Annotated in this window: 10 protein-coding genes; 3 read left to right on the top strand and 7 right to left on the bottom strand. The window is 66.1% G+C overall.

From position 1 onward, the window contains the following. From QRN52_RS18000 to QRN52_RS17990, 3 genes are all read left to right on the top strand, one after another. On the top strand, positions 1-239 hold a 239-nt coding region (locus tag QRN52_RS18000; RefSeq protein WP_502869727.1), incomplete at its 5' end, for a urocanase-related protein. 94 nt (positions 240-333) lie between these two features. Then, a complete protein-coding gene (gene hutH, locus QRN52_RS17995; protein ID WP_284754730.1) occupies positions 334-1,926 on the top strand; it encodes a histidine ammonia-lyase in 1,593 nt (530 codons plus the stop codon). A 193-nt stretch (positions 1,927-2,119) separates the two neighbouring features. Beyond that, complete coding sequence (locus QRN52_RS17990) at positions 2,120-2,368, top strand: hypothetical protein (RefSeq protein ID WP_059388455.1); 249 nt, start codon at positions 2,120-2,122, stop codon at positions 2,366-2,368. A 117-nt stretch (positions 2,369-2,485) separates the two neighbouring features. Here QRN52_RS17990 and QRN52_RS17985 read toward each other — a convergent pair whose 3' ends face one another. The 7 genes from QRN52_RS17985 to QRN52_RS17955 all read right to left on the bottom strand — a co-directional run bounded on the left by QRN52_RS17985 (position 2,486) and on the right by QRN52_RS17955 (position 12,591). After that, entirely contained in the window at positions 2,486-2,707 is a 222-nt protein-coding gene (locus QRN52_RS17985; protein WP_284754729.1) for a hypothetical protein, read from the bottom strand. A 99-nt stretch (positions 2,708-2,806) separates the two neighbouring features. Next, positions 2,807-7,693: an NAD-glutamate dehydrogenase gene (locus QRN52_RS17980; RefSeq protein ID WP_284754728.1), complete on the bottom strand. Its 4,887-nt coding sequence runs from the start codon at positions 7,691-7,693 to the stop codon at positions 2,807-2,809. 176 nt (positions 7,694-7,869) lie between these two features. Then, the gene (locus tag QRN52_RS17975) at positions 7,870-8,730 is read right to left on the bottom strand and encodes a phosphogluconate dehydrogenase C-terminal domain-containing protein (RefSeq protein ID WP_284754727.1); all 861 of its coding nucleotides are present in this window, start codon (positions 8,728-8,730) and stop codon (positions 7,870-7,872) included. Between the two features lies 1 nt (position 8,731). Further along, positions 8,732-9,532: a sugar phosphate isomerase/epimerase family protein gene (locus QRN52_RS17970; protein ID WP_284754726.1), complete on the bottom strand. Its 801-nt coding sequence runs from the start codon at positions 9,530-9,532 to the stop codon at positions 8,732-8,734. After that, on the bottom strand, positions 9,529-10,371 hold the full coding sequence (locus QRN52_RS17965) for a triose-phosphate isomerase family protein (RefSeq protein ID WP_284754725.1): 843 nt from the start codon (positions 10,369-10,371) through the stop codon (positions 9,529-9,531). Before QRN52_RS17965 ends, QRN52_RS17970 begins: the two co-directional genes overlap by 4 nt. After that, complete coding sequence (locus tag QRN52_RS17960; RefSeq protein ID WP_284754724.1) at positions 10,355-10,825, bottom strand: ribose-5-phosphate isomerase; 471 nt, start codon at positions 10,823-10,825, stop codon at positions 10,355-10,357. The genes QRN52_RS17965 and QRN52_RS17960 overlap by 17 nt, the downstream gene beginning before the upstream one ends. Beyond that, positions 10,822-12,591, bottom strand: a complete 1,770-nt coding sequence (locus tag QRN52_RS17955; protein ID WP_284754723.1) for a dihydroxyacetone kinase family protein — start codon at positions 12,589-12,591, stop codon at positions 10,822-10,824. Before QRN52_RS17955 ends, QRN52_RS17960 begins: the two co-directional genes overlap by 4 nt. Positions 12,592-12,614 lie beyond the last annotated feature (23 nt).

The raw sequence follows: 12,614 nt of genomic DNA, 5'->3' as shown, positions 1-12,614 counted from the left end.
CCTCCGGCGCGACCTGGGTCTCCATCCACCACGGCGGCGGCGTGGGCATCGGCCGTTCCATCCACACCGGCCAGGTCTCCGTCGCCGACGGCACCGAACTCGCCGCGCAGAAACTCGAACGCCTCCTCACCAACGACCCCGGCATGGGCGTCATCCGCCACGCCGACGCCGGCTACGACCGCGCCATCGAAGTCGCCCACGAACGCGGCGTCCGCATCCCCATGACGGAAACCAACTAACCAGACCCCACACCCCCAACTAGCTCGCATTAGTTGTCGTTATGGGACCCCAAAACGACAACAACTGCGAGCCAGTTGGGAAGAACGAGGAAAAATGACTCTCACCACCCACGAACCGCTGACCGTCACCCTCGGCTCCAGCGGAGTCACGCCGGAGGACGTCGTCGCCGTCGCACGTCACGACGCCAAGGTGACCATCTCCCAGGAAGCCTTGGACACGGTCGCCAAGGTCCGCGCCCACATCGACGGCCTCGCCCACAGCGAAGTTCCGGCTTACGGCGTCTCCACTGGCTTCGGTGCCCTGGCCAACCGCCACATCCCCCACGAACTCCGCACGCAGCTGCAGAAGTCGCTCATCCGCAGCCACGCCGCCGGCATGGGCCCGGCAGTGGAGCGCGAAGTGGTCCGTGGCATCATGTTCCTGCGCGCCAAGACCCTGGCCTCGGGCCGCACGGGCGTTCGTCCCGTGGTTCTGCAGACCATGGTGGACGTACTCAACGCCGGTATCACCCCCGTTGTCCGTGAATTCGGCTCCCTGGGTTGCTCCGGCGACCTCGCCCCGCTGTCCCACTGCGCACTGGTCCTGATGGGCGAAGGCGAAGCCACCGGGCCCGACGGCGAGCTCTACGGCGCCGCCGGAACGAAGCCGGTTGCCGAGCTCCTCGCCGCACACGGCATCGAGCCGGTGGTCCTCGCGGAAAAGGAAGGCCTGGCCCTGGTCAACGGCACCGAGGGCATGCTCGGCATGCTCCTGATGGCCATCGCCGACCTGCACCTGCTGCTTACGACGGCGGACGTCACCGCCGCGCTCAGCGTCGAGGCGCTGCTCGGCACGGACCAGGTGTTCCTGCCGGAGCTGCACGCGGCCCTGCGGCCCCACCCGGGCCAGGCTGCAAGCGCGGACAACATGCTGCGCGTGCTTTCCAACTCGCCGATCGTTGCTTCGCACCGCGTCAACGACACCAAGGTCCAGGACGCGTACTCGCTCCGCTGCGCACCCCAGGTTGCCGGCGCGGTCCGCGACACCGTGACGCACGCCGAACTCGTGGCCTCCCGTGAGTTGGCTGCAGCCATCGACAACCCCGTGGTGCTCCCGGACGGCCGCGTGTCCTCCAACGGCAACTTCCACGGCGCCCCGGTGGCCTACGTGCTGGACTTCCTGGCGATCGCGGTGGCCGACTTGTCTTCCATCTCCGAGCGCCGCACGGACCGCATGCTGGACCCGGCCCGCTCACACGGTCTGCCGGCGTTCCTTGCCGACGATCCCGGCGTGGACTCGGGCCTCATGATCGCCCAGTACACCCAGGCCGGCCTCGTCTCGGATAACAAGCGCCTGGCCGTCCCGGCTTCAGTGGACTCCATCCCGAGCTCCGCTATGCAGGAAGACCACGTCTCCATGGGTTGGCACGCTGCCCGGAAGCTCCGCAAGGCCATTGAGAACCTGCGCCGTGTCCTGGCTGTGGAACTCGTGACGAGCGCGCGTGCCCTCGACATCCGCACCAAATTGTCTGGTGGCGAACTCACTCCTGGGCCTGCCGGCACCGCCGTGATCGAGGTGCTGCGCGGCGTCGTCGATGGTCCCGGAACTGACCGTTTCCTCTCACCTGAGCTGGAAGCGGCGGACCGGCTTGTAGGCGCCGGCGAGGTGCGAGCAGCGGCCGAATCCGCCGTCGGAATTCTCGCCTGACGCCGAACAAAATGCTGTTCGAGTGAACAATAGGAAGCGCCCCGGAAATGTTTGGCAATACGTGCCCCGGGGCGCTTTCTGTGTAGTAGAACTTATGAGGTACGGCATGTCCACGCCGACGATGTCGTGGGCCTGCCGGAGAATATCCGTTCACAACTGAAACAACGAACATCCACAAAGGGGTAGAAGTTCAATGAAGGCACGCGGGACAGTCCTGTCCAGGCGAATCGCACAGTCCGCCGTCGTTTCCAACTGGGGAACGTTGAAGGTGGGGGAGCGGATCGAAGTCGTAAGGCACGCACACGTGGTCGCGGCGGGGGAGGTGCAGGAAGTCTCGGGCAGCGGCAACGTTGTGTGGCTTGAACCCGCAGGACCTGGCGCCGATGAAGCCGCCAAACAGCTTTTCATGAAGTCCGACGGCGTGGAGCTGCGCCGGGTGTAGTGACCGCTTAACAACCGAGATAAAGAACCGGGGCTTGTTTCCCATTCCGCGCCGTCCTGTCGTGGTCTGGGAAACAAGCCCCGGTTCTGTTGTCCGTGCCTGTTTCCAGGACCTGTCCTAGGCGGCGAGGACCTCGCGGGTCTGGCCGAACGGGACCGACTCGTCCAAGGCAACCGTGTAGCTTCCGGGTTCCCGGCGGGTCACCAGGATCCCGCAGCGACCGTCTTCGGCAGCGGCTTCGATGAGCGTGCCGACGGCTTCGTCAAGTCCGGCGTGGACTTCGTCGACGGACGCAAAGGACAAATGGATTTCCTTGGGTTCTATTGTTGCGGTGTTCATTGGGGGGCTCCTTCTGCAGGGTGCCGCAGGGGGGAGCGGCAATTCCTGCATAAAAAGATAGCAAAGAGTCGTCGGATGTCTGTCATTCTGGGAGCTGGATCACCGGCGGACCATAGCGCGCAAGAGCTTCACTGCGACGGAGAGTGCCGCAATGTCCACCGGGCCGGGTTTGATGGCTTCCTTGATGGTGTCCTGGATGCGGGCGAGTTGTTCGATGTTTCCGCGCTCCCAATCCATGATCCGCTCCACCGGGTCGGCGGCCGCCTCCGAGGAGCGGGGCGTGTGCCGGACAACGGCCTTGGTCATGTCGGCAAGGACCAAGTACATGTCGTCGCGGAGGGCTGCCCGCGCCAAGGCCTCCCAGTGGGTTTCGCGCGGCAAAAGCGTGATGTGTTCCAACAAGGGAATGGCCGAGATCCGTTCAAACACGGCGAAGTAGACCTCTGCCACGTCCTCAACGGGCTCCTGCAATTCCTCGGCAATCGCGGAAATGTCCAGAAGGCCGTAGCTGACGAGGAGTTCCGAGGCTCGAAGGCCCAGCTCGTGTGGCAAGCCCACCGAATCCGAATGGGCAAGGCGCGTCAACGAGTGTTGCAGGTTGATCCCGTGCAGGAAGCGCGTGAAATTTGCCCGCATCAGCGACATGGGCCGTTCGAGCCGTGCGAGGGCGTCGGCAATGGGCTTGTCGCGGAAATCGTGGGTGACATACCAGCGGGTGGACCGGTCGAGGAGGCGGCGCATATCCAGGGCGACGGCGCACCCATGTTCGCTGGGGATGCTTGCCGGTACTTGGGCCAGGGCCTCCGTGACTGAATCGAGGTCCCAGATTCGGCGCATGACCACGAATCCACGCGCCACCGCGGCCGCCGAAACGGTGGTCTCCTCCATGGCGCGAAACGCGAAGGCTATGCCGCCGAGGTTGATCATGTCGTTGGCAACCACCGTGGCGACGATTTGGCGCCGCAAGGGATGAGTGGAGAGGTCCTCGCCGAACCGTTCCGAGAGCTGGCGGGGGAAATACTCACGCAGCGTTTGCGAAAACCATGGATCGTCCGCGAGCCCGCCTTCAGTCAGCTCCCGGGCCAGCTCGATCTTGGCATAAGCCGCCAGCACGGCCAGTTCGGGCGAGGTCAGTCCAACTCCGGTCCCTACTCGTGCCTGGATTTCCTGGGTAGTCGGCAGGCATTCGAGCTCCCGGTCCAGGTCAGTGGCCGAGTCGAGCCAGTCCATGGTCCGTTCGAAGCTCGGGCTCCACTCGAGGACCAGTTGCCTGTCATTGAGCAGGAGGACGTTTTGGTCAACGTTGGTTTCCAGGACGAGGCGCCCCACCTCGTCCTGGAGTGAGTGCAGGAACTTCGTCCTTTCGTTGGGGGACATCTTGCCCGCGGCGATCATCCGGTCCAGGAAAATCTTGATGTTCACCTCGTGGTCCGAGCAGTCCACGCCGGCGGAGTTGTCGATGGCATCGGTGTTCACGAGGATTCCGGCCAGTGCGGCCTCGATCCTGCCACGTTGGGTGATGCCGAGATTGCCGCCCTCGGCGATGATCCGGGTACGCAGTTGGGCGGCGTCGACCCGGATGGCATCGTTTGACTTGTCTCCGACGTCGGCATGCGTCTCGGTGGAAGCCTTGACGTAGGTGCCGATTCCGCCGTTGTACAGCAGGTCGACGGGGGCCGTGAGGACGGCCCTGAGCAGATCGGGCGGGCTCATCGCCGTTGTGCCTTCATCCAATCCCAAGGCGAGGCGGACCGGTTCGGTGATGCTGATTGACTTCTCGGCCCGGGAGAACACTCCTCCGCCGGGACTGAGCTTCGCGGGGTTGTAGTCGGCCCAGGATGAGCGCGGGAGCTTGAAGAGCCGTTTCCGCTCGGTGAAGGAAGTGGCCGGGTCCGGGGCGGGGTCCAGGAAGATGTGCCGGTGATCGAAGGCCGCCACCAGCTTGATGTGGTTCGAGAGCAGCATGCCGTTGCCGAACACATCGCCGCTCATGTCGCCGATGCCCACCACGGTGAAATCCTCGGTCCGGGAGTCGATGAGCAGTTCGCTGAAATGGTGCCGCACGGACTCCCAGGCGCCGCGGGCCGTGATGCCCATCTGCTTGTGGTCATAACCCACTGAACCGCCGGACGCGAACGCGTCGCCCAGCCAGAATCCGTACCCCGCCGCGAGGTCGTTGGCGATGTCGGAGAACGTGGCCGTGCCCTTGTCCGCGGCCACCACGAGGTAGTAGTCGTCGCCGTCGTGCCTCACCACGCGGGCGGGCGGGACGACCCGCTCGGCAACCAGGTTGTCCGTGATGTCCAGCAGTCCACGAACGAAGATCCGGTAGCTTTCCTGGCCCTCGGCCAGCCAAGCCGCCCGGTCTTCGGCGGGGTCCGGGAGCTGCTTGGGATAGAAGCCGCCTTTGGCTCCCGTGGGAACGATGACGGCGTTCTTCACGGTCTGGGCTTTCACGAGCCCCAGGACCTCCGTGCGGAAGTCCTCACGGCGGTCGGACCAACGCAAGCCGCCGCGGGCAATGGCGCCGAAACGCAAGTGGACGCCTTCCACCCGCGGCGAGTAGACCCAGATTTCGAACTGTGGCCGGGGCGCCGGTGCGGCGGGGATGGAAGCGGGGTTGAGCTTGAAACTCAAATACGGCTTGTTGAGGTAGAAGTTGGTGCGCAGCGTGGCCTCCACGAGGCTCGCGAGCGAACGCAACAGGCGGTCGGCGTCGAGGACCGGTACAGCGTCGATCGCTTCCGCCAGTTCCTTCCGGGCCGCGTTCGTGGCCTGTGTCCGGGAGCTGTACTTGCCGCCGTCCGTTTCGAACAGGTCGCCTCCGGCCGCCATCTGCTCAGCAGGCGTCGGCCCGGCTGGCGCCGGCGCGCGCAGTTCAGGATCGAACAGATCGGGTTCGAACCGGTCCGGATCGAACTTCGCCTCGAAGAGCGAAAGCAAGGCGCGGGTTGCACGCACATTCTCGCGAAGGGTATCCGCGATGAACCCATAGGAATTGGTGCTCCCCAGCTGCCGAAGGTACTTCGCATAGGCCCGCAGGATGGCCGTCCGCCGCCAGTCGATCCCCTCCCGGATGACCAAGGCATCGAAGGCGTCGGACTCCGCATCTCCCCGCATCGCGGCACAGAACGAAGCGGCCAGGAGCCCGCCGGTTCCCACGGGATCAACACCGCGCGGATAGACGAGGCCGAGGTCGTATAGGAAGAAGGACCGCCCATCGGCACGCTGCACATCGAACGGCCGCTGGTCCAGGACGCGCAAGCCCAGGTTGTGGAAGAACGGCAGAATCTCGCTCAGGCTCTGCGGACGGGTCAAATACAGCCGAATCCGTGCATCTTCGGTGAGGACGGTGGTTCCCGGGCGCCTGTAGACCGTGAGCAAAGGGTCGGCGGTGTCGCCGTCTGCCAGGTCCGCGTCCGGGGGCGCGAAACTCTCGAACCGGACGATGTCCTGAACCGCGTCTTCCACCTCGTAATCGGCCTTGTAGCTGGCCGGAAAGGCGGTGGCCCATTGCCGGGACAGCCGGGCGGCCTCGTTCGCGGGGAACCTTGCCCGCAAGGCTTCGTCCAGGCCTTCCGCCCATGACCTCGTTGCGGCGATAATCCGCTGCTCCAGTACCGCAGGGTCGACGACGGCGGGCGCCCCCTCGCGTGGCAACAGGACCCGGAAGAACACGCGGGCCATGGAGGATTCGCCAAGGCGGAGCTCGAACTCGATGGCCTCGGAGCCGAAGGCCTCGCGAAGTTCGCGTTCAATGTTGAGCCGGACGGCCGTACTGTAGCGTTGCCGCGGCAGGAAGACCAGCGCCGCCATGAAGCGGTTGTGCGAGTCCGGACGCAGGAACAACCGTGTGCTGTGGCGTTCTTGGAGGCGCAGGATGTCCCGCGCGTGCTCGGCCAGCTGCCGCGCGTCGATATGGAAGAGTTCATCGCGCGGATAGGCCTCCACCACCGCCAGGAGTTCCTTGCCTCGGTGTGACGCGGGCGGGTAGCCGAACGTCCGCAGCACCTCGTCGACAGTGTCCCGGATGACGGGAATCAGGAGTGCCGAGCGGGATGCCGAGCTGGGAGCGAAGAGGCCGACGAAGGTGCGCTCGCCGCTTGTGTCACCCGTGGTCAGGCTGATTTCGTCGAGGTAGGCGCGCCGGAGGACCGTCGAGCGGAGCGTCGACTTGGTGAGGGTGAGGAGGGGTGCCGCGCCAGGCCTTGCGGACGGACCGGCTTCGGACGGCACGGCATTGGACACGTCGGCCGCCACATTCCGGAGCAACCCCAAACCCCGCAGGCCACGGTAGCCGAGGAACACGAAATTCCCGTCGTCCAGCCAGCGCAGCAACTCCTGGACCTCCTGCGCTGCGGGGACCCCCTCCAGGCGGCGGACTTCATTGGCAAGTTCCTGGTGGATGGCAGCCGCGTCTTCCGCGGCGGCCCGGACATCGCCAAGGACGGTCTGCAGCCGTTCAACGAGGCGTTCGGCGCTCGTTTCGTCCGGAAGCCTGGAGATCTCGACGGCGATCCACGCCTCCGCGAGCGGGCCGCCGTCGTCGTGGTCCACAGGGGTGACCGAAGCGGAAGGCTCGACACCGGACGGCAGTCCCGTCCGCAGGGGGCGGCGGTGGACGTCGGTCAGGCGGTGGGTGGCTGGATCCCGGGTGACAGTAAAAGTGGGGTGGACCAGGAGCCGGATGGAGGCGTTGTCCCTGGCGATTTCCGCGGTGACCGACGGAACCAGGTAGGGCATGTCATCGGTGACAATCGCTACGAGGCTCGCGTCGGCCTCGTTCAGGACGCCGATCACAGCTTGCCCGGGAGCCCGCCGTTCCGCCAATGAGCGGTGGTAGCGGGCACGCTCCAGGAGCGTGTCCGTGGTGTAGTTGCGGACATCGTCATCGGCCACGTGCTCGTAGTAGTCGCTCAGGAATCGCTCGGGGGCGCCGGGGGAAGTGCCCAAGGCGTGGTCCGCGGGCTCGATCCTGGGTGACATGTCGCTGCGCCTCCGCCGCGCAAGGAGCGGCCGTACTTTAGCGGTCGGCGAAGTCCTGCGCCTGATTTCATGATGGCTGGCGCGGGGCGGGGCGTAAACCCCTGGAATGCACCGCGAGACGGCACTTCGCGGCAGTATTGCCGTGATGTGCAATCTCGAGGGTGGTGATGCCGTGCCTAGCGCTTGACGGCGTCCAGCTTGAGCATCTTGGCGATGACGCCGTCGAGCTCGGAGTCGTCGAAGATCTTCTTCCAGTCGTCCTTGATGATGGTGTCCTTGCCGTACTGGATGGCGATTTCGCAGGCCTCGGAGAACGGGTTGGAGCCGCGCAGGGCGTTGGTCAGGGCGATCTGCACGTGGCCGAACAGCATGGCCTTGGCCGCTTCTTCGGGGACGCCGGCGGTGTGCACGGTTTCGTGGAGGGCTTCGTTGAGCAGGGTGCCGATCATGCAGGCCACGGTTTCCACGAGGGTGGGTTCCAGGATGGCGAGCTGCTTCACGGTGACCCAGTGGACGTCGATGACGGGGGCGTAGATGGTGCGGATGGTCGCTTCGGCTGCGTCGCGGGTCGCTGCCGGGGCGTCCTCGTCGATCGCGGCCACGACGTTCTGCGGGGCGCCCTGGCCGCCGAAGGTGTCGGCCCATTCTTCCTTGGTGGTGCGCTCGAGGAACACGGACGGGTGGCACGGGTGGGCTACGGCCTGGACGACGTCGTCGCGCTTGGCCAGCAGTCCGGCATATGCAGCGGCCGGGTCCAGGGTAAGGAGGATCGAGCCGGGCTTCATCTGCGGGACGACGCCTTCGGAGACGATGCCGAGGACGGTGTCCGGCACGGCGAGGATCACGACGTCGGCGCCCTTGACGGCGTCGTCGGTGGCGGTGATCTCGCGGCCCTCGGCGCGGACGCGGTCCTGGCCGGCGGGGGAGTTCTCGCTGTAGGTGACGGTGTGGTTGCTCTTCTGGAGGTTGGCGGAAACGCGCATCCCCATCTTGCCACCGGCTCCGACAACGGCGACGGTCAATTGTTCTGCTGACATTTCACTTGCTCCTTAGGAATTCGAGGCTTTGTTGGGTCCACTGGTTTTCGATGCGGATGGTTTCCGTCTCGGTGTCCTGCCAGGGCAGCCAGTGTTCGACGATCTGGTTGATGCTTCTTTGCGAGGGCTGGATCTTGCCGGCCATGTAGTCGTAGTCCAGGAGGCCTTCGCCGAGCGGCGCGCCGGAGTACGTGAACCCGACCCACCCCTCCTTGCGGCTGAACGCAAAGTCTTTGATGTGCATGTTCAGGACATAGGGAGCGACGGCGTCAATCACCTCGCGGGGCATCTCCAGCGCCGCGACGGTATTGGCGGGGTCGCTGCAGATCCCGAGGTACGGGTTGTCCACCCGGCGGATCACGTCCAGGATCCGTGCGGTGGGCACCTGTTCGTAGGTTTCGACGGCGATCCGCACGCCTGCCGCTTCGAAGGCCGGCAGGACCTCGGTGAAGATCGCGGTGGCTTCGTCGGCGTCGGGCGCGTGGCCGGGGACTTTGAACATGGTCCTGAGGAGGTCCGAGCCGAGGATCCGGGCGATGTGCAGGAACTTGCCCAGGTGCTCCGGGCGGATGCCCTTCGTGCCGAGTTCCAGCGTGATGCCCAGGGAGTCCGCGGTGGCGCGGACGGCAGTTAGTTCGTCGTCGGACATGTGCTCCAGGGGAGCGTAGTCGCACATCTGGAACAGCTCCACGCCCAGTTCCGCGGTGCGCGCCAGCGCGTCGTGGATGCTCAGCGGTGCTGAGACGGCGTCCGAGAGTTGCCAGAAGAACGCGTAGCTGCTCAGGCCGATGGTTGAGCTCATACTGCCACCCCTTTCCCCGCCCTTGCCGGTGCGGACGCAACGAGGCGTGCGGCAGCCTCGTCCAGGATGGTCTTGAGGGCTTCCGGATCGTGCGCGAAGCGGCCGAGGAACAAGCCGGCAACGGACATGTCCAACTGGCTGATCAGTCCGGGGCCCGCGCTGCCGCCGTAAATGACCCTGCTCTCGGACTGGCCCGGCAACGAGCGGAGGTGCTCGTCGAGGCCCCGGACCACGGCGCTGATGTAGTCCGGGGTGGCGGGTTCCGGTGCGCCGATGGCCCATTGGGGTTCGTAGGCCACGATGGTCCGGCCTGCGGGACCGAGCGATTGCGCCCGTTTGAGTCCGGCGTCGATCTCGGCGGTGCAATGGGCGATGGCTTCTTCGGCTGAACCGGAGTTCAGTTCGCCGACGCACAGAACCGGGGTGAGGCCGTTGCGGTAGGCCGCCGCGGTCTTGAGTCCGATGACCCGGTGGTCCTCGCCGAAGATCCTGCGGCGTTCGGCGTGCCCGATTTCGACGTAGGAGCCGCCGATCTCGGCCACCATCTTCCCGCTGACTTCACCGGTGTACGCGCCTTCGTCTTCCCAGAAGATGTCCTGGGTCCCCGTGCCGACGCCGGCAGTGCAGAGGATCCGCGCCGCTTCGGCCAGCACCGGGAAGGCCGGCAGGATGAACAACTCGATCTCGCCGCGCCGGACTGCGGGATGCGCGGCCGCGATGGACGCTACTTCCCGGCAGTATTCGAGCGTGCGTTCGTAGCCGAAGTACATCTTCAGGCTGACGCCGATGATCGCCTTCTCATTCGTCCCGCCGACGGCGGGTTTAGCAGGAAGTGACACCCTCGTAGTCCTTAATGAGTGTGACCTTCTCGGCGGAGGCTGAGGACTCGTCGAAGGTGTAGGTGAGCCACTCCCCGGCGAGGCGGCGGGCCAGTTCCAGGCCGACGACGCGCTGGCCGAAGGTGAGGACCTGGGCGTTGTTGCTCAGGACGGCCCGTTCCACGGAGAAGGAATCGTGGGCGGTGACGGCGCGGATGCCGGGGACCTTGTTGGCAGCGATGGCCACCCCCAGTCCCGTGCCGCACACCAGGAGTGCACGGTCGGCCTTGCCCGCGGCGATGAGCTCGGCGGCGGCGATGGCCACGGAGGGGTAGGGGGTGTGGCTGATGGCGTCCACTCCGACGTCGGTCACGGATTCGACCAGTTCACTGGCCTCGAGGTCGGCCTTGAGGGCTTCCTTGTACTCGAATCCGGCGTCGTCCGATCCGATGACCAGGCGCAGTTTGGTGCTCATGCTGTCTCCTTGATGCTGTTTTCGATGGTGTTCTCCTGGAGGAGGGACTCGTGGATTGCCTGGACGATCAGGGCCATCGAGACGGCTCCGGCGTCCGGGGTTCCCAGGCTCTTCTCGGCATGCGGGCGGGCGCGGCCCATGAGCGGCAGCAGGTTCGCGGTATCCTCGGCGGCCTGTTGGGCTGCGACGACAGCGGCGCCCCACGCGTCCGTCAGGGACCTGCCGTCCTGCACGCCGGCTTCGAGCGCGTCGCGGAACGGGACCAGGACATCCACCAGGGTCTTGTCGCCCACCTTGGCCTTGCCGAAGTTCATGATGGCCGCGGCGGCGTCCGTGACGCCGGTGGCGACAGCACCGCCGTCGGGCGCGTTGACGTTCCCCAAGGCGTCACCGACGGCCCGCAGTGCCATGCCCCAGAGCGCGCCGGAGGTTCCGCCGGCCTTATCGGCCCAGGCATCCCCGGCGAAATGCAAAGTCGTGGCCGCACCGGCGCCGCGTACGACGGCGTCTGCCGCGGCTTCCACGGCGGCGCGGACTCCGCGTTCCATGCCGATGCCGTGGTCGCCGTCGCCGGCGATCGCATCGATGCGGCCGAGTTCCTCGGCGTTGGCGTCCACGACGGCTTTCGCGGCGCCAAGTGCGGCGAGGACGCGAACGGCGGCCACGCGGGACTCAGCCGTGGCGTCAGGGATGGAGAGTTCGACGTCGGCCAGCCCGCTGTTGTCTGTGCCTGCGGCGTCGGCTGCCAGGGCTTGCGAAGTGATCGCGCCGCGGCGGAAGGCAGGGGCGTCGGCCGGCGCCAGCCAGAGCTGTTCGAGTTCTTCGTCCAGCCAGAAGAGCGTCAGGGATGTGCCTGCCATGTCGAAGCTGGTCACGAGCTCGCCCACCTGGGGATCCACGACGTCGAGCCCTGCTTCTGCAAGGAGCTTCGCTACGCGGCGGTAGACCACGAACAGTTCCTCGTACTTCACGCTGCCCAGGCCGTTGAGGATGGGGACGACGCGGGCACCGTTGATCCCGACCCCTTCGGGGATTTCGGCGAGGAGCTTGGCGACCATCAGCTCGGCGAGCTCATCCGCCGTCGGAATGTCGGTTTCGCCGATGCCCGGTTCGCCGTGGATTCCCATGCCGACGGCCATCCGGCCCTCGGGGACGGTGAAGAGCGGCCGTTCCGCGCCGGGCAGCGTGCACCCGGTGAACGCGACGCCGAAGGAACGGGTGCGGTGGTTGGCACGTTCGGCGATCTGCACGACGTCGTCCATAGAGTGGCCGGCTTCGGAGGCTGCGGCGGCGACCTTGAAGACGGTCAGGTCACCGGCGATACCACGGCGCTTGTGCATCTCACTTGCGGGGGCGGAGGAGATGTCGTCCGTCACGGCGATGCTGCGGCAGTCGATTCCCTCCTTCCGGAGCTTCTCCTGCGCCTGGGTGAAATGCAGGACATCGCCGGCGTAGTTGCCGTAGCCCAGGAGCACGCCGCCGCCGTTGTCCGACGCCTTGGCCACGTTGTAGACCTGCTGCGCGGACGGTGAGGCGAAGAGGTTGCCCATCGCCGCGCCGTGCGCCAGGCCCTGGCCGACGAGACCCCCGAAAGCCGGGTAGTGGCCCGAACCGCCACCGATCACCAGTGCTACCGTGCCGGGAGTGCTCCGGGTGCTGCGGGCAACGCCGCCGGACACGCGCCGTACCCAGCGGCCGTGCGATGCGACGAAACCTTCGATCATTTCGTCAGCGAAGGCTGCGGGTTCATTGAACAAGCGGGTCATGCGGAACTCCTGGACCTAATAGC

It is taken from the genome of Arthrobacter sp. efr-133-R2A-120 (genome assembly GCF_030209835.1).
Taxonomy (GTDB): Bacteria; Actinomycetota; Actinomycetes; order Actinomycetales; family Micrococcaceae; genus Arthrobacter.
Note: the sequence above shows the minus strand (reverse complement) of the source record. Positions and strands in the feature narration are given on the sequence as shown.